The sequence below is a fragment of the Haemophilus seminalis genome (genome assembly GCF_006384255.1).
GTDB lineage: Bacteria > Pseudomonadota > Gammaproteobacteria > Enterobacterales > Pasteurellaceae > Haemophilus > Haemophilus seminalis.
In genome coordinates, this window is the sequence record NZ_VCED01000009.1 from 1 (window position 1) to 21,547 (window position 21,547).

24 protein-coding genes, 2 tRNA genes and 2 rRNA genes are annotated in these 21,547 nt (G+C 38.7%); 18 read left to right on the forward strand and 10 right to left on the reverse strand.

From position 1 onward, the window contains the following. Window positions 1-23 precede the first annotated feature (23 nt). From rrf (FE813_RS09770) to murQ, 6 genes are all read left to right on the forward strand, one after another. Window positions 24-139 (forward strand): 5S ribosomal RNA (rrf, locus tag FE813_RS09770). 47 nt (window positions 140-186) lie between these two features. After that, window positions 187-302, forward strand: a 5S ribosomal RNA gene (gene rrf, locus FE813_RS09775). A gap of 12 nt (window positions 303-314) precedes the next feature. Beyond that, a tRNA-Asp gene (locus FE813_RS09780) sits at window positions 315-391 on the forward strand. Between the two features lie 16 nt (window positions 392-407). After that, window positions 408-483 (forward strand) — tRNA-Trp (locus FE813_RS09785). A gap of 135 nt (window positions 484-618) precedes the next feature. Further along, complete coding sequence (locus FE813_RS09790) at window positions 619-1,758, forward strand: anhydro-N-acetylmuramic acid kinase (protein WP_180978728.1); 1,140 nt, start codon at window positions 619-621, stop codon at window positions 1,756-1,758. 9 nt (window positions 1,759-1,767) lie between these two features. Then, the gene (murQ, locus tag FE813_RS09795) at window positions 1,768-2,679 is read left to right on the forward strand and encodes an N-acetylmuramic acid 6-phosphate etherase (RefSeq protein WP_139990369.1); all 912 of its coding nucleotides are present in this window, start codon (window positions 1,768-1,770) and stop codon (window positions 2,677-2,679) included. 29 nt (window positions 2,680-2,708) lie between these two features. Here murQ and FE813_RS09800 read toward each other — a convergent pair whose 3' ends face one another. Together FE813_RS09800 and envC are read right to left on the reverse strand one after the other, a co-directional pair. Continuing rightward, a complete protein-coding gene (locus tag FE813_RS09800) occupies window positions 2,709-3,551 on the reverse strand; it encodes a divergent polysaccharide deacetylase family protein (protein WP_139990370.1) in 843 nt (280 codons plus the stop codon). Then, on the reverse strand, window positions 3,551-4,783 hold the full coding sequence (gene envC / locus FE813_RS09805; RefSeq protein ID WP_139990371.1) for a murein hydrolase activator EnvC: 1,233 nt from the start codon (window positions 4,781-4,783) through the stop codon (window positions 3,551-3,553). Before envC ends, FE813_RS09800 begins: the two co-directional genes overlap by 1 nt. A 175-nt stretch (window positions 4,784-4,958) precedes the next feature. On the opposite strand from envC, the gene FE813_RS09810 reads away from it, so the two are divergent. Together FE813_RS09810 and FE813_RS09815 are read left to right on the forward strand one after the other, a co-directional pair. Beyond that, a complete protein-coding gene (locus FE813_RS09810; RefSeq protein ID WP_005625827.1) occupies window positions 4,959-5,642 on the forward strand; it encodes a 2,3-diphosphoglycerate-dependent phosphoglycerate mutase in 684 nt (227 codons plus the stop codon). Between the two features lie 76 nt (window positions 5,643-5,718). Continuing rightward, window positions 5,719-6,315: a hypothetical protein gene (locus FE813_RS09815; RefSeq protein WP_139990372.1), complete on the forward strand. Its 597-nt coding sequence runs from the start codon at window positions 5,719-5,721 to the stop codon at window positions 6,313-6,315. Between the two features lie 41 nt (window positions 6,316-6,356). Here the strand turns inward: FE813_RS09815 and FE813_RS09820 are convergent, their stop codons facing one another. The 3 genes from FE813_RS09820 to lptM form a co-directional block, all read right to left on the reverse strand. Further along, window positions 6,357-6,986, reverse strand: a complete 630-nt coding sequence (locus tag FE813_RS09820) for a response regulator (RefSeq protein WP_139990373.1) — start codon at window positions 6,984-6,986, stop codon at window positions 6,357-6,359. 149 nt (window positions 6,987-7,135) lie between these two features. Beyond that, window positions 7,136-8,398 carry a diaminopimelate decarboxylase gene (gene lysA, locus FE813_RS09825; protein WP_139990374.1) on the reverse strand — a complete coding sequence of 421 codons (1,263 nt, stop codon included), beginning with the start codon at window positions 8,396-8,398 and terminating at the stop codon, window positions 7,136-7,138. Between the two features lie 37 nt (window positions 8,399-8,435). Next, the gene (gene lptM / locus FE813_RS10580; RefSeq protein ID WP_005639040.1) at window positions 8,436-8,552 is read right to left on the reverse strand and encodes an LPS translocon maturation chaperone LptM; all 117 of its coding nucleotides are present in this window, start codon (window positions 8,550-8,552) and stop codon (window positions 8,436-8,438) included. Window positions 8,553-8,649: 97 nt separating this feature from the next. Between lptM and cyaY the strand changes: the two genes are divergently transcribed. The 3 genes from cyaY (at window position 8,650) to proS (ending at window position 12,616) form a co-directional block, all read left to right on the forward strand. Then, entirely contained in the window at window positions 8,650-8,955 is a 306-nt protein-coding gene (gene cyaY, locus FE813_RS09835) for an iron donor protein CyaY (RefSeq protein ID WP_005643206.1), read from the forward strand. Window position 8,956: 1 nt separating this feature from the next. Next, window positions 8,957-10,816, forward strand: a complete 1,860-nt coding sequence (gene recQ / locus FE813_RS09840; RefSeq protein WP_139990375.1) for a DNA helicase RecQ — start codon at window positions 8,957-8,959, stop codon at window positions 10,814-10,816. 84 nt (window positions 10,817-10,900) lie between these two features. Further along, window positions 10,901-12,616, forward strand: a complete 1,716-nt coding sequence (gene proS / locus FE813_RS09845; protein WP_139990376.1) for a proline--tRNA ligase — start codon at window positions 10,901-10,903, stop codon at window positions 12,614-12,616. 47 nt (window positions 12,617-12,663) lie between these two features. Here the strand turns inward: proS and asnC are convergent, their stop codons facing one another. Then, window positions 12,664-13,116, reverse strand: coding sequence for a transcriptional regulator AsnC (gene asnC / locus FE813_RS09850; protein WP_048953112.1), 453 nt, complete (start codon window positions 13,114-13,116; stop codon window positions 12,664-12,666). Window positions 13,117-13,269: 153 nt separating this feature from the next. On the opposite strand from asnC, the gene asnA reads away from it, so the two are divergent. After that, the gene (gene asnA / locus FE813_RS09855) at window positions 13,270-14,262 is read left to right on the forward strand and encodes an aspartate--ammonia ligase (protein ID WP_139990377.1); all 993 of its coding nucleotides are present in this window, start codon (window positions 13,270-13,272) and stop codon (window positions 14,260-14,262) included. Between the two features lie 117 nt (window positions 14,263-14,379). Here the strand turns inward: asnA and slyD are convergent, their stop codons facing one another. Genes slyD through rraB form a run of 3 tightly spaced genes read right to left on the reverse strand, consistent with a single transcriptional unit; the run spans window position 14,380 to window position 16,272 of the window. Continuing rightward, window positions 14,380-15,018 carry a peptidylprolyl isomerase gene (gene slyD, locus FE813_RS09860; RefSeq protein WP_139990378.1) on the reverse strand — a complete coding sequence of 213 codons (639 nt, stop codon included), beginning with the start codon at window positions 15,016-15,018 and terminating at the stop codon, window positions 14,380-14,382. Between the two features lie 54 nt (window positions 15,019-15,072). After that, complete coding sequence (locus FE813_RS09865) at window positions 15,073-15,795, reverse strand: SIMPL domain-containing protein (RefSeq protein WP_139990379.1); 723 nt, start codon at window positions 15,793-15,795, stop codon at window positions 15,073-15,075. A gap of 54 nt (window positions 15,796-15,849) precedes the next feature. Beyond that, a complete protein-coding gene (gene rraB / locus FE813_RS09870; protein ID WP_139990380.1) occupies window positions 15,850-16,272 on the reverse strand; it encodes a ribonuclease E inhibitor RraB in 423 nt (140 codons plus the stop codon). A gap of 108 nt (window positions 16,273-16,380) precedes the next feature. Between rraB and truD the strand changes: the two genes are divergently transcribed. The 6 genes from truD (at window position 16,381) to tusA (ending at window position 20,597) form a co-directional block, all read left to right on the forward strand. Beyond that, window positions 16,381-17,400 (forward strand): tRNA pseudouridine(13) synthase TruD, encoded by a 1,020-nt coding sequence (truD, locus tag FE813_RS09875; RefSeq protein ID WP_139990381.1) that lies wholly within the window; start codon window positions 16,381-16,383, stop codon window positions 17,398-17,400. A 9-nt stretch (window positions 17,401-17,409) separates the two neighbouring features. Continuing rightward, window positions 17,410-18,150: a 5'/3'-nucleotidase SurE gene (gene surE / locus FE813_RS09880; RefSeq protein ID WP_005644202.1), complete on the forward strand. Its 741-nt coding sequence runs from the start codon at window positions 17,410-17,412 to the stop codon at window positions 18,148-18,150. A gap of 29 nt (window positions 18,151-18,179) precedes the next feature. Continuing rightward, window positions 18,180-18,758: a YqaA family protein gene (locus FE813_RS09885; RefSeq protein WP_009500691.1), complete on the forward strand. Its 579-nt coding sequence runs from the start codon at window positions 18,180-18,182 to the stop codon at window positions 18,756-18,758. 9 nt (window positions 18,759-18,767) lie between these two features. Further along, on the forward strand, window positions 18,768-18,953 hold the full coding sequence (locus tag FE813_RS09890; RefSeq protein WP_005638432.1) for a hypothetical protein: 186 nt from the start codon (window positions 18,768-18,770) through the stop codon (window positions 18,951-18,953). A gap of 23 nt (window positions 18,954-18,976) precedes the next feature. Beyond that, on the forward strand, window positions 18,977-20,290 hold the full coding sequence (gene nlpD / locus FE813_RS09895; protein ID WP_139990382.1) for a murein hydrolase activator NlpD: 1,314 nt from the start codon (window positions 18,977-18,979) through the stop codon (window positions 20,288-20,290). A gap of 67 nt (window positions 20,291-20,357) precedes the next feature. Further along, window positions 20,358-20,597, forward strand: coding sequence for a sulfurtransferase TusA (gene tusA / locus FE813_RS09900; RefSeq protein WP_106013821.1), 240 nt, complete (start codon window positions 20,358-20,360; stop codon window positions 20,595-20,597). 44 nt (window positions 20,598-20,641) lie between these two features. On the opposite strand, the gene htpX is transcribed toward tusA, so the two are convergent. Next, on the reverse strand, window positions 20,642-21,496 hold the full coding sequence (gene htpX / locus FE813_RS09905) for a protease HtpX (RefSeq protein WP_180978729.1): 855 nt from the start codon (window positions 21,494-21,496) through the stop codon (window positions 20,642-20,644). Window positions 21,497-21,547: the final 51 nt, after the last annotated feature.

Consider the following 21,547-nt stretch of genomic DNA (forward strand, 5'->3'; position numbering starts at 1 on the left):
AAGACAAGTTATCAAAGAATTATCCTGGCGGCGATAGTGCGGTGGAACCACCTGACACCATACCGAACTCAGAAGTGAAACGCTGTAATGCCGATGGTAGTGTGGGGCATCCCCATGTGAGAGTAGGACACCGCCAGGTTTATTTTTTTAGTTTATTCATTGAGTAAATTAAAAAAATAAAAAATTTTTGGCAGAGATAGTGCAATAGATCCACCTGATACCATACCGAACTCAGAAGTGAAATGTTGTAACGCTGATGGTAGTGTGGGGTATCCCCATGTGAGAGTAAGGCACTGCCAATTACCAAATTTAGCGGAGTGGTAGTTCAGCTGGTTAGAATACCTGCCTGTCACGCAGGGGGTCGCGGGTTCGAGTCCCGTCCATTCCGCCAATTTATTCATACCAATAGGGGCGTAGTTCAATTGGTAGAGCACCGGTCTCCAAAACCGGGTGTTGGGAGTTCGAGCCTCTCCGCCCCTGCCATTAAAATATTCTTTTCAATTGATCATAAAATATCTTTATACTCATACCCCTTTTTATATTATTTAATAATTCTTTTTATTTTTCTTTTTGAATTAGATATATAATTATTATATTCAAAATATAAAAATAATTAGTATGAAACCTCAATATTATCTTGGCATGATGTCTGGAACTAGTCTAGATGGAGTGGATGTTACTCTTGTTGATTTTTCTCTGGAGCCTCGACTTATCTTATCTGATTTTTTTCTTATGCCAGAAAATTTACGTCAGAAATTAACCAAACTCATTCAAGCTGGTGAAACAACTCTACAAAATTTAGGCGAGCTCGATCATGAGCTTGCTTTACTGTATTGTGATTGTGTACATAGCTTTCTACAAAAATATAATCTTATTCCAAGTCAAATTGAAGCTATTGGTTGTCATGGACAGACAGTATGGCATTCTCCTGCTTCTGCATTTCCTTTCACAATGCAACTAGGCGATATGAATTTATTGGCAGCTAAAACAGGAATATCGGTTATTGGTGATTTTCGTCGTAAAGATATGGCATTAGGCGGACAGGGGGCTCCTCTTGTACCCGCTTTCCATAAAGCTGTATTCTCAAATGCTAATTTTGCTACAGTTGTTTTAAATATTGGTGGGATTAGTAATGTTTCTATATTGTTTCCTAATCAACTTGTAATTGGGTTTGATACGGGGCCAGGTAATACATTATTAGATCAATGGATAGAAAAACACCAAGGCCTTCGCTATGACAAAAATGGTGAGTGGGCTTCAAAAGGCAACATGAATCAAGTTCTGCTTGATGAATTATTAAATGAACCTTTTTTCTCTTTACCTGCTCCAAAAAGTACAGGGAGAGAATTATTTAATCTTGATTGGTTAATTGGCAAAGTAGAAAAAACATCTGAAAAACTTACCGCACTTTGCTCCAAAATCACATTATCCCCAGAAGATGTACAAGCGACGCTTGTTGAATTGACGGTAACAAGCATTGTCAATGCACTAAATCAACTCCAAACAGATTTACCAAAACGTTTATTAGTATGTGGCGGCGGCGCAAAGAATAGCTTAATTATGCGTGGATTGCATGATAATTTACTCGATTGGCAGGTTGGTACAACGACAGAGCAAGGTTTTGATATTGATTATGTAGAAGCCGCTGCTTTTGCTTGGTTAGCTTATTGTCGAATGAACAATTTACCAGCAAACCTGCCTAGCGTAACTGGCGCAAAAAGTGCGGTTAGTTTGGGGGCTATTTTTCCTAAAAACTAAGGTCAAAATATGAATGACATTATACTAAAAAGTTTATCCACGTTAATTACGGAACAGAGAAATTCTAATTCAGTTGATATTGATCGTCAAAGTGCTTTAGATATTGTTCGACTAATGAATAAGGAAGATAAACAAGTTCCTTTAGCTATTGAAGCATGTTTGCCTGAGATTTCGTTAGCTGTAGATAAAATCGTTCATGCTTTTCAACAGGGCGGACGTCTAGTGTATATTGGGGCTGGGACGAGTGGTCGTCTTGGCGTATTGGATGCGTCAGAATGTCCTCCTACATTTGGTGTATCTTCGGAAATGGTCAAAGGAATAATTGCAGGTGGCGAGCGTGCTATTCGTCATCCCGTAGAAGGGGCAGAAGACAATACGAAAGCTGTACTTGAGGATCTGCAAAGTATAAATCTCTCAAAAAATGATGTATTAGTCGGAATTGCTGCAAGTGGCCGCACACCCTATGTTATTGCAGGTTTTCAATACGCTAAATCTCTCGGTGCTTTGACAATTTCTATTGCGAGTAATCCAAAATCTGCGATGGCTGAGATAGCCGATATTGCGATTGAGACTATTGTTGGACCTGAAATATTGACGGGTTCTAGCCGCTTAAAATCTGGTACCGCACAAAAAATGGTTTTGAATATGCTGACTACGGCAAGTATGATTTTACTGGGTAAATGTTACGAAAATTTGATGGTCGATGTACAAGCCAGTAATGAAAAGCTTAAAGCACGCGCCGTGCGTATCGTAATGCAGGCAACGGATTGTGATAAAGTGCTCGCTGAGCAGACATTAATTGAAGCAGATCAAAATGCCAAGCTTGCAATTATGATGATTTTGAGTAATTTATCAAAATTAGAGGCGAAGGCATTATTAGAAAGATATCAAGGTAAATTAAGAAATGCACTTTCTAAATAAGACAAAAACCTGATTGTAAAATCAGGTTTTTATTTTGGAATTCCACGTAGTAATCCTACGGGTTCAAAAGGTTCCATTGAGGTTGGCGCAGGCATTTCTGTAAATAATAGAATAAATGGTTTAGGTGGAATTACTTTTTCATTACGCCATAAGTTGCCCATTCCTACCAGTTGGATATCTTCAGGTAAATTGTTAATTCCTGCTTGTAACACCGCAATGGTATTTGGACGAGGATGTCCTATCGCAATCGCGGTACCATGTTTCCTTGCATATTGAATTGCAGCTTGAAACTGATGTTGAACGTCAGCTAGTTCGTTACTGTCATCTAAAAATATATGGCGATCTAAGGAACGAACACCTTGTTCTTTTGCTATTTTCCCTGCTACAGATTTTCCTATTGTTCGACTATCTAAAAAGAACAAATGTTTTTCTTGAAGTGCGGTCATTAAATAAGTCATTAATTGGGGATCGGCCGTAGCCGCACTGCCCATGTGATTATTCATGCCAATGGCATAATTCACGATATTTTTGGCTGTATTTACCCGATCATTAACCTGCGCTGAAGACATTCCTAAATGTAGTCCTCCATCTTCTATTTTCACCGCACTCACCGGTTGCATCGGCATATGAATTAAAATGTCTCGGCCTTGAGATTTTGCTTCTTGATTACGTGCTCGAGCATGAGGTGCAGCAGGAATAATTGCGACGGAAATTTCACGCGGCATTGCCAAAATAGCTGCATCTTCTTTGAGATGATAGCCGACATCATCAATAACAATTGCAAGTTTATTTTGTGCAAGAGAGATGGAAGTATAAAGTGCGGTAGAAAAAATGATGAAAATTTTCACCGCACTTTTTATGAGAAGTTTCATTAACGAATCCATCCAGTTGGATTTACTGGTGTGCCTTTTCGGCTAATTCCAAAATAGAGTGCGGAACGAGAGATTTCACCAGTATTACCCACTTGAGCAATAATTTGTCCAGCAGAAACTAGTTGACCAACTTTTACCAATACGGCTTGATTGAAACCATACAAACTTAAGTCGGTTTCTCCATGTTTGACGATGACCATATAACCGTAGCCATTCAAATACCCAGCTAAAATGACACGTCCAGCTGCAATCGCTTTGACTGCAGTTCCAGCTGAGGCACCAATAACCATACCTTTCCAACGAACTTCACCGGCCTGAATCGTTCCAAAATTATGTAAAGTTGGGCCTGAAACTGGTGCTGAATATTGTTTTTTTGCAATCCCTAAACCACTTGTACTGTTAAGCAATTGACGTTCTTGTGCTGTCGGTTGATAAGGTTTTGAAGTCCGTTTTTCTTCAGCTTTTTGTCGCTGTGAAAGCGCTTCTCGCTCTCTTTTTTCTTGTTCTAAAGCCGCTTTTTCTGCACGTTGAATTTCTTGACGGAGCGCTTGTTCATTAGCCTTTAGGCTATCCAATTTATTTTGATCTCTCGCCAAATTCTTATTAAGTTCATTTAGCGTAGATTGACGTTCTTGTTGTGATTTTTGTAATTCTTGTTGCTGTTTTTTTTGCGTTAAAAGTTGATCTCGATGATTTTTTTGCTGACCTAAAATGGATTCTTTTTGGGATACAATTTGAGCTTGTGTTGCTTTTAAACTATCAATTATTTCTATTCGAACTTGGTTTAAATGTTGATAGTACACTTTCATGCGTTCTGCTTTTTCCGCATTTTTAGAAAACATTCTTTCAATAACGGAAGGATTTAAACCTGAGCGATAAATCATATCCATTTGTTTCGCTAATCGTGATTTTTGTTCAGATTCTTGTTTTTCCAATTGTTTGAGTTGTTTATCTGAGTCAGAAATTTGCTTACGAATTTCTTTCAAGCTCATTTCTGTTTCATGTAACTCACCCACGACAGCATTAATTTTACTTTCATGGTTTTTCAAATTAGCTTGTAACTTAGCTTGCTCGCGTTTTTGTTCAGCAATTTTAGATTCTTGTTGCTTAATTTGCTTTTGAATCAGGTTAAGATCGGAAGCATGGCTTATTGGGGAAAAAATCAACAAACCGCTACTAAAAAGTGCGGTGAAAAATGGCGATATTTTTTTGTTTAATCCCGAAGACAGCATAATTTTTCCTAAATTCTTAAAATCGCACAAATCTTATCATATTTGTTAAAAGGCGAAAAAGTTTAGCCTCTATTTTTTGCTAAAGATCAGGAAAACTCGCCTTTTTGCTTTTAAACATACTCAATTTTTGCTATAAAGTGCGAGTTATCTTTTACTTAAATTTTAGGAGATTCTTATGGAGTTAGTATTTATCCGTCACGGTTTTAGTGAATGGAATGCAAAAAACTTGTTCACTGGCTGGCGCGATGTAAATTTAACAGAACGCGGCGTTGAAGAAGCAAAAGCAGCGGGCAAAAAATTATTAGATGCTGGCTATGAGTTTGATATCGCATTTACATCTGTGCTAACTCGTGCAATCAAAACTTGTAACATCGTGTTAGAAGAATCCCATCAATTATGGATTCCTCAAGTGAAAAACTGGCGCTTAAATGAACGTCATTATGGTGCTTTACAAGGTTTAGATAAAAAAGCTACTGCGGAACAATACGGTGACGAACAAGTTCATATTTGGCGTCGTTCTTATGACATTTCTCCACCAGATTTAGATCCACAAGATCCAAATTCTGCACACAATGACCGTCGTTACGCAAATATTCCATCTGATGTAGTGCCGAATGCAGAAAACTTAAAAATTACTTTAGAGCGCGCACTTCCATTCTGGGAAGATCAAATTGCACCAGCAATGCTTTCTGGTAAACGTGTTTTAGTTGTTGCTCACGGTAATTCACTCCGTGCGTTGGCAAAACATATTATCGGTATTTCTGATGCTGAAATTATGGATTTTGAAATTCCAACTGGCCAACCTTTAGTATTAAAACTAGATGATAAATTAAATTACGTAGAACACTACTACCTTTAATTTATCGCTTTATTTTTTTATTTAATATTCAAAGTGCGGTTAATTTTAACCGCACTTTATGTTTAAGGAGACATGAATGAGAAAATTGATAACGTTCATTTTGGTGTTGTTGCCATTTTTTACAACATCAGTTACGGCTGCACCAGTACATAAAAATCAAATAAATAAAAAAATTGTAGTAACCAAATCTTTAGATAAAAAACAACAAACTAAAAAAACGAAAGAAACTAAATTAGTTCTAACCAAGAAAATTAGTAGTAAAAATAAAAAAACAGCTGTGAAATTGACAGACAAAAAGCCTAAAGCTTTGGTAAAGGAAATTAGCTCGAAACCTAAGACATCTATTGAGAAAAAAACGACAACAGTTGTTTCAACAAAACATGAAAAAACAGCAAAGGACAAATCAGTTTATAAGCCAGTGATCGTGCCACAATGTAATGATTTTTCTGTGTCAAAAGTGCTATCTGATGCATTTAAGCAGCAAGGCGATTCAACTAAAACCAGTATGATGGTGAAACAAATTCTTCAAGCAAGAGAAACTCAATTTTACCCACAAAAAGGTATTAGAAGTTGCCATGCTTTAGTGGTGACTGATGGAAAAAGTTATCAAACAGATTACAGTGTTATTTTGAATGATAAAGGATTCTTTATCCAAGTAGAAAATGCTCAGTAGAAAAGTGCGCTTGGTTTTTTAACCTTGCGCATTTTTGTAAACTATTTATTATTTTGTTCAAAAAAGAGTACAGTTGCGGCTACACGAGAGTGCACATTGAGTTTACGTAATAAATTACGAATATGTACTTTCACGGTTTCTTCTGAAATAAACAGTTGAGCTGCAATTTGTTTGTTTGATAATCCTGTGGCAATTTGACGAAGTACATCCATTTCACGATCTGTTAAGCTATCTAATGGATTTTGCTCATGTCTTCGTTCAAGTAATAAATCTTTAATAGAATCACTTAAGATCACTTCACCTTGCGCTATTTTCTTAATTTGTTCTAGTAAGGTTTCGGGTTCTGTATCCTTTAACAGATAGCCATCAGCACCGGCGTCAATTAACGTATAAATATCATTTTTAGCATCAGAGACAGTTAAAATTAAGATTCGCGCATCAACGCCTTCTGCTCGTAATCCTTTGAGCGTATCTAACCCTGAAAGTCCTTTCATGTTGAGATCTAAAATGATCACATCAGGTGATGTTTGTAATGCCACAGAAATCCCTTCTGTACCGCTGCCTACGTCAGCCACAACTTCAAAGTTATCGTCTAATTCTATAAGTTGTTTAATGCCACGACGCATTAATGGATGATCGTCAATTAATAAAACGCTTAGTTTTTCTTGCATAAATTCCCCCTTAGTGACGATAAACGTGCCATTTTATAAATAATTTCTATTAGTTCCAATGACGAACCGATAGAAATTTGATTTTACGCATAAAGTTACTGTTTTTTAGGTATATCATAAGTGAATAAATTATATGGTTAGATTAAAATTTAATCAGATGGCGATTGAATGGTCGACTCTAATGCCCAAAGTTCCTGTAAGGTTTCTCGACGACGGATTAAATAGGATTTATCTCCATCTACTAAAACTTCTGCAGTACGGGGTCTTGAGTTATAGTTTGATGACATGCTTGCTCCATAGGCGCCAGCTGAGCATTGAGCAATATAATCACCTTCAGCAATAGAAAGTTCCCGTTGTTTGCCCAAGAAATCAGAGGTTTCACAAACAGGCCCTACAACATCATAAATGGCTTTTTCTCTTGCTAAAGTGCGGTCAATTTCTACGATGTTCATATAAGCCTCATACAATGCAGGACGGATCATATCGTTCATTCCTGTGTCGGTAATCGCGAAATTACGACTTTCATTATTTTTTAGGTATTGCACTTTGGCTACTAAAATTCCCGCGTTTGCAGAAATTGCTCTGCCTGGTTCAAGAATAATTTCAAGTTCAGGATAATTTTTTAGTTTTTCTAACAATGCATTTGCGTAATCGCTTGGGTGAGGTGGTGTTTCATCCGTATAAGTCACGCCTAAACCACCGCCAAGATCGAGATGTTTTAATGTAATTCCATCCTCTTTTAATTGTTCTATTAGGATAATTAAGCGATCTGTTGCATCTAAAAATGGTTGCAATTCAGTGAGCTGTGAGCCTATGTGGCAATCCATCCCTGTTATTTTTATGTTTGGCAGCGTTGAGGCTAATTTATATACTTCTCGAGCTTCATTTACGCTTACACCAAATTTATTTTCTTTTAATCCTGTTGAGATATAAGGGTGTGTATGCGCATCAACATCTGGATTCACTCGTAAAGATATTGGCGCTATTTTCCCCATCTCGCCTGCAATCTGGTTAATGTATTTGAGTTCAGAAACTGATTCCACATTAAAGCAACGAATTCCAACTTCTAGTGCACGAATAATTTCTTCTCGGGATTTAGCAACGCCCGAAAAAACTACTTTTGATGCATCGCCACCCGCTGCAAGTACACGCTCAAGTTCGCCTTGCGAGACAATATCGAAACCTGAACCTAGTTTTGCCATGATGTTTAATACGCCGATATTCGAGCAAGATTTTACGGCAAAGCAAATTAAGTGAGGACGCTTACCGAAGGCTGAGTCAAAAGTATGCCAATGGCGTTCAAGTGTCGCTCGAGAATATACATAAAGAGGTGTACCGAATTGTTCAGCAAGTTGTTGAACCGGAATATCTTCAGCATAAAGCTTATTATTTTTATATTGGAAGAAATTCATGTTGTGTTCCTGTTTTTGATTTTGCGATTGTAATTGCTTATTTGGTTTGTTGTGCTTGTTCTTTTTCTGGGAAATATAAAGGACCTTTTACGCCGCATCCTGTTGCCACAATGCAAATTGCACTAAGCACTAAAATTGATAGTAGTTTTTTCATTTTTCTCTCTCTTACTTATCGGTAAATCCGCCTTTCACAAGCTTAAGAAAGGCTTTATAATTTGCCGCATTCTATCAGATTTAAACAGGAACATTTTATGAATATTGCAGAATTTCACCAAAATATTGAACAAGTTTGGCAAAAAATTGAAGAAGAATTGGAAGAGCAAGGTGCGGATGTAGATTGTGAAACGCAAGGTTCAGTATTTACAATCACCTTTGATAATCGCACACAAATAGTGATTAACAAGCAAGAACCATTACTTGAGCTTTGGATTGCGAGTAAATTAGGTGGCTTTCATTTTGCTTTTAAAAATGGCGACTGGGTTTCTAATGACGGAAAACGTTTTTGGGATTGTTTAGTCGAAGCTTGTGCTGCACATGGCGAGAACGTGCAGTTCTAAGATGCCTGATTCTCCTTTATCACCAAAAATAATAGAAAAACCGACCGCACTTTCTGTTTTGAAATCGGTTTTTGGTTATCAATCTTTTCGTAAAGGACAGGAAGAAGTCATCAATGCCGTGTTAAACGGACAAGATGCTTTGGTGGTAATGGCAACGGGTAATGGAAAATCACTTTGTTACCAAATTCCCGCACTTTGTTTTGAGGGTTTAACTTTAGTGATTTCTCCGCTGATTTCCTTGATGAAAGATCAAGTAGATCAGCTTCAAGCTAATGGAATTGAGGCGGATTTTCTTAATTCTAGTCAGACTTTAGAACAGCAGAAACAAGTACAAAATAAGCTTATTTCTGGGCAACTTAAACTGCTTTATGTGTCGCCAGAAAAAGTGATGGCGAACAGTTTCTTTCAACTTATTTCTTATAGTAAAGTTAGCTTTATTGCGATTGATGAAGCGCATTGTATTTCTCAATGGGGGCATGATTTTCGCCCTGAATATACCCAGCTTGGCGGTTTAAAAGCTAGTTTCCCTCATGCGCCGATTATGGCACTCACCGCGACAGCCGATTATGCTACTCGCCAAGATATTTTGACTCACCTTAATCTGGAAAATCCGCATAAATATATTGGTAGTTTTGATCGACCAAACATTCGTTATACCTTGGAAGAAAAATATAAACCAATGGAGCAACTGACGCGTTTTGTGTTAGCTCAAAAGGGCAAGAGTGGGATTATTTATTGCAACAGCAGAAATAAGGTTGAGAGAATTGCGGAAAGTTTACGCAATAAAGGCGTCTCTGCTGCTGCTTACCACGCTGGAATGGAAACGGCACTTCGTGAGCGCGTGCAACAGGATTTTCAGCGTGATAATGTTCAAGTGGTAGTCGCAACCATTGCTTTTGGAATGGGGATTAATAAATCCAATGTGCGGTTTGTTGCCCATTTTGATTTACCTCGCAGCATTGAATCTTACTATCAGGAAACAGGGCGAGCAGGACGTGATGATTTACCTGCAGAGGCCGTTTTGTTTTATGAGCCGGCGGATTATGCTTGGTTACAAAAAATTCTTTTAGAAAAACCAGAAACGCCACAGCGTCAGATTGAGCAGCATAAATTAGAAGCTATAGGTGAATTTGCGGAAAGCCAGACTTGTCGCCGTTTAGTTCTTCTCAATTATTTTGGTGAGCATCGACAAACACCATGCAATAACTGTGATATTTGCCTCGATCCTCCTAAAAAATATGATGGTTTAGTCGATGCGCAAAAAGTAATGTCTACTATTTATCGAGTGGGGCAATGTTTCGGTGCACATTATGTGATTGCGGTATTGCGTGGAATGCATAATCAGAAAATTATTGAACGCCAACATGATAAACTTTCGGTGTATGGTATCGGAAAAGATAAAAGTAAAGAACATTGGCAGTCTGTTATTCGTCAGCTTATTCATTTGGGTTTTATGCAACAAGTCATTAGTGAATTAAATCCAACGTTGCAACTTACTGAAAGTGCGAAAGCGATTCTGAAAGGTGAACAACCATTAGAACTGGCAATGCCTCGTATTTCTTCAATCAGTAAAATTGTCCATAATCCACAACGCCAAAGTGTTGCAAATTACGATAAGGATTTATTTGCACGCTTGCGTTTCTTACGCAAACAAATTGCCGATAAAGAAAATATTCCGCCGTACATTGTCTTTAATGATGCGACTTTGCAAGAAATGGCACAATATATGCCAACAAGCAATATTGAAATGTTGCAAATTAATGGCGTGGGCTCTATCAAATTAGAACGGTTTGGCCAGCCTTTTATGGCATTGATTCAGGAACATAAAGCAATTTTGGCGAAAGCGCAAAATAATGAGTAAGTATCGAAAGTGCGGTTAAAAATCACCGCACTTTTTGTTATACTTGCGCCAATTTTTTCAGTTCTTAGAATCTAAGGTTAAACAATGCGTACAAGTCAATATTTATTCTCCACCCTTAAAGAAACGCCAAATGATGCTCAGGTAGTGAGCCACCAATTAATGTTGCGTGCAGGTATGATTCGCCCAATGGCATCAGGTTTATATAACTGGTTGCCGACTGGTATTCGCGTATTGAAAAAAGTAGAAAAGATTATTCGCGAAGAGATGAACAAAGGTGGTGCAATTGAGGTATTAATGCCTGTTGTGCAACCTGCGGAATTATGGGAAGAGTCTGGTCGTTGGGAGCAATATGGCCCTGAGCTCCTTCGTTTTGAAGACCGCGGAAACCGTAACTTTGTACTTGGGCCAACTCACGAAGAAGTGATTACTGATTTAGTGCGCCGAGAAGTTTCTTCATATAAACAACTTCCACTGAACTTATATCAAATTCAAACTAAATTCCGTGATGAAGTACGTCCTCGTTTTGGTGTAATGCGCTCGCGTGAATTTATTATGAAAGATGCGTACTCATTTCACACTACACAAGAAAGTTTGCAAGAAACCTATGATGTGATGTACCAAGTGTATAGTAACATTTTTAACCGTTTAGGCTTAGATTTCCGTGCAGTGCAAGCGGATACGGGATCTATTGGTGGTTCTGCTTCTCATGAGTTCCAAGTGTTAGCTTCAAGCGGTGAAGATGATGTTGTATTTTCAACAGAATCAGATTTTGCAGCGAATATTGAGCTTGCTGAAGCGGTAGCTATCGGTGAGCGTCAAGCGCCAACGGAGGAAATAACCTTGATGGATACGCCAAATGCGAAAACTATTAATGAACTTGTAGAACAATTTAATCAACCAGTCACTAAAACTGTGAAAACGTTGATTGTAAAAGGTGCTGATGAAAATCAACCACTTGTTGCGTTGATTATTCGTGGTGACCATGAATTAAATGAAATCAAAGCACAAAAACACCCATTAGTGGCAGATCCTCTTGAGTTTGCAGATGAAGCAGACATTAAAGCGAAAATTGGTTCGGGTGTTGGTTCATTAGGTCCTGTGAATTTAAATATTCCTGCAATTATTGACCGCACTGTAGCGTTAATGTCTGATTTTAGTTGTGGCGCGAATATCGATGGAAAACATTATTTCAATGTCAACTGGGAACGCGATGTAGCAATGCCTGAAGTATTTGATTTACGTAATGTAGTGGAAGGTGATCCAAGTCCAGATGGTAAAGGCACGCTTCAAATCAAACGTGGTATTGAAGTGGGACATATTTTCCAACTTGGTAAAAAATACTCTGAAGCAATGAAAGCGACCGTTCAAGGTGAAGATGGTAAACCTCTTGTGATGACAATGGGTTGCTACGGTATCGGCGTAACTCGCGTGGTGGCATCAGCCATTGAGCAACACCACGACGAACGCGGTATTATTTGGCCCTCAGATGAAATTGCACCATTCACTGTGGCGATTGTGCCAATGAACATGCACAAATCTGAAACCGTGCAAAAATACGCTGAAGAACTTTACCGCACTTTACAATCACAAGGTGTAGATGTGATTTTTGATGATCGTAAAGAACGTCCAGGTGTGATGTTTGCAGACATGGAACTCATTGGTGTACCTCATATGGTGGTTATCGGTGAGAAAAACCTAGAGAACAGTGAAATTGAGTATAAGAACCGTCGTACCGGTGAAAAGAAAATGATTGCTAAAGATGAGCTATTGGCATTTTTGGAAGAGAATGTGAAGGCATAATTTTCTTATCAAGCAAAAGTGTGGTGAACGTTCACCGCACTTTTATTTTATGGCTTAATATCTCTTAAAATTGGATTTTGCATTGAAATCAGTGTTTCTGTAGATTGAATCTCATCAATTAGCTGAATTTTAGTTGCCAGAACGGAATGTAATTCCGCAATAGTATGTGTCATTACTTTCAGAAAAATTGAATAATTGCCAGTTGTGTAATAGGCTTCAACAACTTCATCAAAACTTTCTAACTTTTTAATAACTTTTTCGTAGTCTTTTGCACTTTTCAAAATAATACCTATAAAGCAGCAAACGTCATAACCTAATTTTTGTTCATCAATAATGACTTTTGTTCCTTCAATAATGCCGGATTGGCGCATTTTTTCTACACGTACATGGATTGTTCCTGGGCTTACACCAAAGTTTTTAGCCATTTCGGCATAGGGAGTTCTCGCATCTTTGGTTAGTACACGTAAGATTTGCTGATCTAAATTATCAATGTTGTGCATAAAATCATCTCCTTTAGATTTTATTTAAATTTTATACCTTAGATTAGATAATATTTAACTTATAAAAGAAAGTAAATGAAATACTTGAAATAATGCTCGATTTTATTAAATAATACTTAACAAATAAAACAACAGATTAAAAAGGTTATAAAAATGAAAAAGACATTTATTTTACAACAACAAGAAATCAGCTTTGTGAAGAATACCTTCACCCAAAACCTTATTGAACAACTTGGTATTATTGAAGTACAAGGTCCGATCTTGAGCCAAGTGGGTAACGGAATGCAAGATAACTTATCTGGTATTGAAAAAGCCGTTCAGGTTAACGTGAAATGTATTCCAAATGCAGTATTTGAAGTGGTGCATTCCCTAGCAAAATGGAAACGCCATACCCTTGCTCGCTTCAATTTTAAAGAAGGCGAAGGCTTGTTTGTTCATATGAAAGCATTACGTCCAGATGAAGACTCTCTTGACCCAACTCACTCTGTTTATGTGGATCAATGGGACTGGGAAAAAGTGATTCCTGAAGGTCGTCGTAATTTTGAATACTTAAAAGAAACGGTAAATTCTATTTATCGTGCTATTCGCTTAACGGAATTAGCCGTAGAAGCACGTTTTGATATCCCTTCAATTTTGCCAAAACACATTACCTTTGTGCATAGCGAAGATTTAGTAAAACGCTATCCTGATTTAAGTAGTAAAGAACGTGAAAACGCAATTTGTAAAGAATACGGCGCAGTATTCTTAATCGGGATTGGCGGCAAACTTTCAGATGGCAAACCTCATGATGGCCGTGCACCAGACTATGATGACTGGACAACTGAATCTGAAAACGGCTATAAAGGCTTAAACGGTGACATTTTGGTATGGAACGACCAATTAGGTAAAGCCTTTGAACTTTCCTCAATGGGTATTCGCGTAGATGAAAGTGCATTACGCTTACAAGTTGGCCTAACGGGTGATGAAGACCGTTTAAAAATGGATTGGCACCAAGATTTATTAAACGGAAAATTACCATTAACTATCGGCGGTGGTATCGGTCAATCTCGCTTAGCGATGCTTTTACTTCGTAAAAAACATATTGGTGAAGTGCAATCAAGCGTATGGCCAAAAGAAATGTTAGAAGAGTTTACCCATATTTTATAAGATAGGTATTAATCCAAAGATACAAAAAACACGATGATTTCTCATCGTGTTTTTTATTTCAGAAAGCAATAGCAGACTTCATTGCTAAAGTGCGGTAATGTTTTCGGCTGTTTTTAATTAATGACCGCCGCAGCCACAGCTGCCGTGACCATGTCCGTGTCCGTGTTCGTGTCCGTGCCCGTGACCACCGCCGCAGCATCCGCTGTGTTCGTGATCATGGTCGTGATGGTGGTGATGACCGCCACAGCCACAACCGTGACCATCTTCGTCATCATCGTGGTGGTGGCTATGCGCACCGTGAACGTGGCCGTGTGCGATTTCTTCTAACGTTGCTTCACGGGTTGCGACAACTTCAACGGTGAAGTGTAATTCTTGACCCGCTAACATGTGATTTCCATCAACCACAACTTCATCGCCATCAATTTCAGTAATCACCACTGGAACTGGACCAATGTCAGTATCCGCTAAGAAACGCATGCCAACTTCAAGTTCATCAACACCTTGAAATACATCTTTTGGTACACGTTGAACCATATTTTCGCTGTATGCACCGTAACCTTCTTCAGGTTGTACACGTACTTCAAATTTGTCGCCAACTTCTTTGCCTTCAAGCGCTTTTTCAAGACCGATCACTAAATTATTGTGGCCTTGTAAATATTCTAGTGGTTGATTCGCTGGCGCTTCATCTACTAATACGCCATCTTGTGTGCGAACTTGGTAAGCAATGCTCACCACTACATTTTTTGCTACTTTCATTATGTTTTCCTTATAAAAAATCGGTTAAAAAAAGTCGTACCATTGTAGCGAAAATTATTCCGCGCGCAATGCAATTCGCGCACTAATGCGTGCTTTTATTTTCTCTTTACCATTTTCCAGATAACCATCACCAGAAGAATCCACCGCACTCATATCGGCAGATTTTGCCATCGCCATCATATAAGGTCGTGGGCTCATGGTTTGTTCATTCACGGAAGAGACATCTAAATCTAAAATTTGATAGCCTTTCATATTCAATGAATTTTGAATTAATGTGGCTTTGTTTTTAAATTTATCCAACGCAGCTTGAGTTAATTCATTTTCTAAACTCATTAATTTTTCTGATGAAATAAGTGCATTCGTACTTTCCACCGCCATAACGCCATCAAGCTCGCTAATCACTTTAGAGATGGCTTGGAAATCTTTGCTTTCTAATACAAGTTCTACACGATCAATCCAGCCAGATTGCTTGCCTTGATTGTTATAACGCACACTGGTATGACGAAAATGATCTTTAATTTCTACCGCACTTTCGTTTTTCGCGATAGAAAGCGCGTTGCTTAATTTCTCATTGATCGTTTTATTTAAGGTTGAAAGTGAGGTGCCTTCTGCCTGATAAAAAAGCGTAACTTGTAACAAATCTCGTGAAACTTCTTTTTCAACTTCAGCATTAAAAGAAACAATATTATTTTGCACCGCACTTTGCGGATTATCCGCCAATGCAGGTACAGCAAAAGGTAGCGCCAATAATGTTAAAGAAAGCGATTTTAATTTCATATTGAAACTCCTAAAAAAATAACCGCACTTATCAAGTGCGGTTAAAAAGAATGATTAATGTACACGAGGCTCTTCGACATCCTCGTCATCAAAAAATTCCCCATCATCACCGTACTCATCGTCATCGGCATTCGGATCTTCAAAATAGGTGCCCCAACCATCATAAATGCCTTTATGTTTTTCTAATAACGGAAGGATTTCTTTTTGTTGAGCATCAATAATTTCCGCTTTTAATTCTACTTCACTGATAATGTCAAAACAGAAAATTGGTTTACCATCATCATCTTCAAATTCTTCTGCTTCGGAAACTTCATAACCGGCTTTAAACGCATCTACCGCGATTTTTTCTAACAAATCAAAATCGTGATGAGCAATGTGATGCTCAATAATGTAAAGCGCGTCCGGGTCACTACCATCGTTAAGTAAATTAGTGATAATTTCACGGGTTTCTGCTTGTAAGCCAGCCAATTTTGACATAATAAAATCCTTCAACAAGAACAAAAGTGCGGTTATTTTAGTGGATAAATCACCAAAAGTCGCATAAAATTTCGAGCAATTATTTTCTATAAAAAAGAACCCTTAACTATGCTCGAACAACTCCCTTATTTGGCATTAAAAACACCGCCAAAAACCACCGCACTTTTAAAGGCTGAATGCGCGGATTTTATTGTAAAAGAGCATTTAGGCTATGAAATGTCAGGCGAAGGTGAGTTTGTTGCGTTGTATGTACGCAAAACAGATTGCAACACATTATTTGTTGGTGAAAAATTAGCTAAATTTGCCGGTGTTTCTGAACGCAATATGGGATATGCGGGGTTGAAAGATCGTCTAGCAGTAACAGAACAATGGTTTTGTTTACAAATGCCTGGAATGGAAACGCCCGATTTCAGTCAATTTGAATTAGATGGTGTAGAGATTTTAACGGTTACTCGACATAACCGAAAAATTCGAACGGGTAGCCTTGAGGGAAATTATTTCGATATTTTATTGCGTGGCGCAGAAGAATCTGATGAGCTTAAAGTGCGGTTAGATTTTGTGGCAAATTTTGGTTTCCCCAATTATTTTACGGAACAACGTTTTGGTCGAGATGGTCATAACCTCACGCAAGCATTGCGTTGGGCGCAAGGAGAAATTAAGGTAAAAGATCGCAAAAAACGCAGTTTTTATCTTTCCGCCGCGCGCAGTGAAATTTTTAATTTAGTTGTGGCGGAACGTATTGCAAAGGGCGCAACAAATGAAGTTTTGCCAAACGATATTGTACAATTAGCCGGTTCGCACAGTTGGTTCAAAGCGGACGAAAAAGAAGACTTAAATGCCTTGCAAGTGCGGTTAGAAAATCAAGATATTTTACTCACCGCCCCTTTAATTGGCGAAGATGTGTTGGCCGCAAGCGATATTGAAAATGAAATTGTAAGTAAACATTCAGTTTTCGATCCTTTAATGAAACAAGAGAGAATGAAGGCAGCGCGTCGTCCATTATTAATGAAAGCAAAAGCGTTTTCTTGGGCATTCGAGCCAGAAGGCTTGCGTTTGAAATTTTATTTGCCATCGGGCAGTTATGCCACGGCATTAGTTCGTGAGTTAGTAAATTACACAGAAGCATAAGGAAGTACAATGCGAATTTTAGTCAGTAATGATGACGGTTTTCACGCGGAAGGCATTCAAGTTTTAGCAACAGAATTAAGAAAAATTGCAGAAGTCATTGTTGTTGCACCTGATCGTAATCGAAGTGCAGCATCAAGCTCGCTTACATTAGTGGAGCCACTTCGCCCACGCCATTTAGACAATGGCGATTATTGTGTGAATGGTACGCCAGCAGATTGTGTACATTTAGCGTTAAACGGATTTTTATCTGGCCAAGTGGATTTAGTGGTATCGGGCATTAATGCAGGTTGCAATATGGGCGATGATACGATTTATTCTGGCACATTAGCCGCAGCTCTTGAAGGGCGTCATTTAGGCTTGCCTGCTATTGCGGTTTCATTAGATGGTCGTCAACATTATGAAACTGCAGCACGAGTGGTGTGTGATCTCATTCCAAAATTACATCATCAATTATTAAATCCTCGTGAAATTATTAATATCAATGTGCCAGATTTACCTTTTGAAGAATTAAAGGGTTACAAGGTGTGTCGTTTGGGTTACCGTGCTTCGTCTGCAGAAGTCATTAAACAAAGGGATCCTCGTGATGAAACGATTTATTGGATTGGCCCTTCAGCATTACCTGAGGATGAAAGCGAGGGAACGGATTTCCATGCGGTGAAAAATGGTTATGTGTCTATCACGCCAATTCAAGCAGATCTTACTGCGCATCATTCACTTTCGGCTTTACAAGATTGGTTAGAGCAGGAATAATGGCGCGTTTTACCAAATAGAGAAGAAATATGAAAATTTTCGGTACGATGTACGATAAAACCATGCAATGGTCAACGCATCGCTTTGCGACTTTTTGGCTATCTTTTGTTAGTTTTATCGAGGCGATATTTTTTCCTATTCCGCCTGATGTGATGTTGATCCCAATGTCTATGTCAAAGCCAAAAAGTGCGGTGAAATTTGCATTTTATACGGCAATTGCTTCTGTCATTGGTGGGGTTATTGGTTATGCAATTGGTTATTATGCAACGGATTGGGTAGAAAACATTGTACAACAATGGGGATATGGTGCGCATTGGGCAAAAGCCATAAATTGGTTTGAGCAATGGGGCGTATTAGTTGTGTTTGTAGCGGGTTTTAGCCCAATTCCTTACAAGGTATTTACTCTCTGCTCTGGGGTAATGCAAATGGCATTTTTCCCTTTTGCCATTACCGCATTTGTTTCACGTTTAGCGCGTTTCTTGCTGGTGGCAAAATTAGCCGCTTGGGGCGGTGAAAAATTCGCAGCAAAATTGCGAAAATCTATTGAAATTATAGGTTGGTCAGTCGTTGTGCTGGCTGTCATTGCTTACTTTATATTGAAAAACTAGGATAGAAAAATGAATAAATTAGGTCTTATTTTAATGGCTGGATTCGTATTAGTTGGATGTGCATCAGAACCAGTTAAAGATCCAGATGCGTTGCCAAACGGCATCATGCAACCAGTAGAAGGCACAGGCGCTGTTGCTGGCGGTAGCTTTATGCCAGAAATTCAAAAAAATACAATGCCAGCGCAAACGAAATAATAAAGGAATAATAAGGAATTGTTATGAAAAAATCATTTCTCTTACTCCCTTTGAGTCTTGTTGTATTATCGGCTTGTACCTCTAATTCTCCCGCTCCAATCAGCAATGCTGATGGCAATCTTTCCCCTGGCATCATGCAACCAGTCAATGGCGAAAGTGCGGGCGGTTCTTGGCAACCAGAAATTCAAAAAAACACGGTACCAGCGATGGGCGGTGTACCAACAAGCGTGCAAACTCCACAGCCAAATTTCCAACCAACCTATCAACAGCCTGCTATGCCAGCAGCGCCTACTCAACCGGCATTCAAACCTGCACAGCCAGCATTTCAGCCAGCTCAAAAACCAGTAGCGCCAACACCAGCTCCTGCGCCAGCTGTGCAAACAAAAACTATCACTAAAACAGTTTCTGATTGCGTAGGTTCACAACATATTAATGTTCCACGCAATCCAAATACCAATGCACCAGATTATAGCCAAATTGAAAAAGGCTCTTACAAAGGCAATACCTATAAAGTGAACAAAGGCGATACCATGTTCTTAATAGCCTACCTGGCAGGGATTGATGTAAAAGAATTAGCTGCATTGAACAACATGACTGAGCCTTATAGTTTGAGTCTAGGACAAACTTTAAAAATCTCTAATTGTGGTACAAAAACCGTGACAACAACGGTTCCTGTAAAACAACCTGCGGCAGCAACGACAACAACTACTGCGGCTGTATCGACAACACCTGCAGAACCGGCAGTCACCTATACGCCAGGCGCAAACGGTACGCAAATAGGATCAGATGGCACAATCATTGGCCCAATTAAATCTGGTGCAGGTGTAGCGAATAGCGCACCAGCAATGGTACCGGTTGCGACAACACCAGTTGCCCCTGCGACAACACCATCAGCACCAACTACGCCAGTAGATAACACCAATAGCACATCGATTAATGCCAATGTTGTTGCGCCAATCGCATCAAATGTTGCATGGCAATGGCCGACTTCAGGTAATATTATCCAAGGTTTCTCAGATACTGATGGTGGAAATAAAGGAATTGATATTAGTGGTTCTCGTGGACAGTCTGTTAAAGCGGCTGCATCAGGTCGCGTCGTGTATGCTGGCAATGCTTTACGTGGTTACGGTAATTTAATCATCATCAAACATAACGATGATTTCTTAAGTGCTTATGCGCATAACGACAAAATTCTTGTAACCGATCAACAAGAAGTTAAAGCTGGTCAAGAAATCGCAAAAATGGGTAGCTCCGGTACAAATACTGTGAAGCTTCATTTTGAGATTCGTTATAAAGGTAAATCAGTTGATCCTATTCGCTATTTACCAAGACGTTAAGATAAGTTATAGAGTGCGGTAAAAATACTGTGGTTTTTACCGCACATTTTTAATGATAAAAAAGAAAATGTCTGAAATTATTATTACTCAAACCCTTGATACCATGGGGCTTCGTTGCCCAGAACCTGTCATGCTTGTACGTAAAAATATTCGTCATTTAAATGAGGGAGAGGTATTACTTATTATTGCTGATGATCCAGCCACAACGCGTGATATTCCTAGTTTTTGTCAATTTATGGATCATACGTTGTTGCAAAGTGAAGTAGGAACACCGCCATTCAAATATTGGGTGAAGAAAGGAAAATAAAAAATCGGTCATCATGAAAGGGTGACCGATTTTTTATCTATTTTTTAAAGATTACGTAATGCTTCAATGCGTTTTTCAAGCGGTGGATGGCTCATAAAGAGTTCACTACGTTTGCCATTAATCATGAAAGCATTGAGTGAACCTTCAAGGTTTTGTGGTTCATGTAATTGTTGTAAACGCTGTAATGCCATAATCATTTTTTCTTTGCCGACAAGGCTTGCAGAACCCGCATCTGCTCGAAATTCACGATAACGTGAGAACCACATTGCAATAATGCTAGCAAGTACGCCAAATACCATCTCTAACACCATTGACACTAAAAAATATAAGCTAGAACTACGCGTTTCCTCACCGTTATTATTACGTGAGCTTGCGACTGCTGTTGCAATAATACGTGATAAGAAAATTACAAAAGTATTTAACACACCTTGTAATAAAGCCATAGTTACCATATCACCATTTGCTATGTGAGAAATCTCATGAGCAAGTACGGCTTCCGCTTCTGCTTCTGTCATGTTATTCAATAAGCCAGTACTCACTGCGACTAATGAATTACTTTTTGTTGCACCGGTTGCAAAAGCATTGACATCTGGTGAATGGTAAATTGCTACTTCTGGCATTGGAATCTCCGCAAGTTGTGCTTGTCGAGCAACGGTATTCATTAACCAATGTTCTGTTTGGTTACGAGGTTGAGTAATAACTTCTCCATCAACTGAACGCAATGCCATTGTTTTTGACAGAAATAAAGAAATTAAAGATCCGGCAAAACCAAATAGTAAGGCCATAATTAAAACACCACTGGTACTGTTTCTAGCTATGCCTGTGACACTTAAAATAATTCCCAGCACCAACATAACGGCCATATTGGTAGCAAGGAAAAGAAGAATACGCATCATAATATGTTCTCTCTAAGTTAGGATTAATCTTCCTCTTTTAGTGGGGAAGGGTTA

What these genes read in the sequence shown, in the direction of transcription:
- surE (WP_005644202.1), top strand. Translation starts at nt 17,410, where the DNA reads ATGCGAATTTTAGTCAGTAATGATGACGGTTTTCACGCGGAAGGCATT.
- FE813_RS09815 (WP_139990372.1), top strand. Translation starts at nt 5,719, where the DNA reads ATGAGAAAATTGATAACGTTCATTTTGGTGTTGTTGCCATTTTTTACA.
- asnA (WP_139990377.1), top strand. Translation starts at nt 13,270, where the DNA reads ATGAAAAAGACATTTATTTTACAACAACAAGAAATCAGCTTTGTGAAG.
- FE813_RS09800 (WP_139990370.1), bottom strand. Translation starts at nt 3,551, where the DNA reads ATGAAACTTCTCATAAAAAGTGCGGTGAAAATTTTCATCATTTTTTCT.
- FE813_RS09890 (WP_005638432.1), top strand. Translation starts at nt 18,768, where the DNA reads ATGAATAAATTAGGTCTTATTTTAATGGCTGGATTCGTATTAGTTGGA.
- lptM (WP_005639040.1), bottom strand. Translation starts at nt 8,552, where the DNA reads ATGAAAAAACTACTATCAATTTTAGTGCTTAGTGCAATTTGCATTGTG.
- nlpD (WP_139990382.1), top strand. Translation starts at nt 18,977, where the DNA reads ATGAAAAAATCATTTCTCTTACTCCCTTTGAGTCTTGTTGTATTATCG.
- FE813_RS09820 (WP_139990373.1), bottom strand. Translation starts at nt 6,986, where the DNA reads ATGCAAGAAAAACTAAGCGTTTTATTAATTGACGATCATCCATTAATG.
- FE813_RS09790 (WP_180978728.1), top strand. Translation starts at nt 619, where the DNA reads ATGAAACCTCAATATTATCTTGGCATGATGTCTGGAACTAGTCTAGAT.
- cyaY (WP_005643206.1), top strand. Translation starts at nt 8,650, where the DNA reads ATGAATATTGCAGAATTTCACCAAAATATTGAACAAGTTTGGCAAAAA.
- lysA (WP_139990374.1), bottom strand. Translation starts at nt 8,398, where the DNA reads ATGAATTTCTTCCAATATAAAAATAATAAGCTTTATGCTGAAGATATT.
- FE813_RS09865 (WP_139990379.1), bottom strand. Translation starts at nt 15,795, where the DNA reads ATGAAATTAAAATCGCTTTCTTTAACATTATTGGCGCTACCTTTTGCT.
- murQ (WP_139990369.1), top strand. Translation starts at nt 1,768, where the DNA reads ATGAATGACATTATACTAAAAAGTTTATCCACGTTAATTACGGAACAG.
- recQ (WP_139990375.1), top strand. Translation starts at nt 8,957, where the DNA reads ATGCCTGATTCTCCTTTATCACCAAAAATAATAGAAAAACCGACCGCA.
- envC (WP_139990371.1), bottom strand. Translation starts at nt 4,783, where the DNA reads ATGCTGTCTTCGGGATTAAACAAAAAAATATCGCCATTTTTCACCGCA.
- FE813_RS09885 (WP_009500691.1), top strand. Translation starts at nt 18,180, where the DNA reads ATGAAAATTTTCGGTACGATGTACGATAAAACCATGCAATGGTCAACG.
- proS (WP_139990376.1), top strand. Translation starts at nt 10,901, where the DNA reads ATGCGTACAAGTCAATATTTATTCTCCACCCTTAAAGAAACGCCAAAT.
- tusA (WP_106013821.1), top strand. Translation starts at nt 20,358, where the DNA reads ATGTCTGAAATTATTATTACTCAAACCCTTGATACCATGGGGCTTCGT.
- asnC (WP_048953112.1), bottom strand. Translation starts at nt 13,116, where the DNA reads ATGCACAACATTGATAATTTAGATCAGCAAATCTTACGTGTACTAACC.
- truD (WP_139990381.1), top strand. Translation starts at nt 16,381, where the DNA reads ATGCTCGAACAACTCCCTTATTTGGCATTAAAAACACCGCCAAAAACC.
- rraB (WP_139990380.1), bottom strand. Translation starts at nt 16,272, where the DNA reads ATGTCAAAATTGGCTGGCTTACAAGCAGAAACCCGTGAAATTATCACT.
- slyD (WP_139990378.1), bottom strand. Translation starts at nt 15,018, where the DNA reads ATGAAAGTAGCAAAAAATGTAGTGGTGAGCATTGCTTACCAAGTTCGC.
- FE813_RS09810 (WP_005625827.1), top strand. Translation starts at nt 4,959, where the DNA reads ATGGAGTTAGTATTTATCCGTCACGGTTTTAGTGAATGGAATGCAAAA.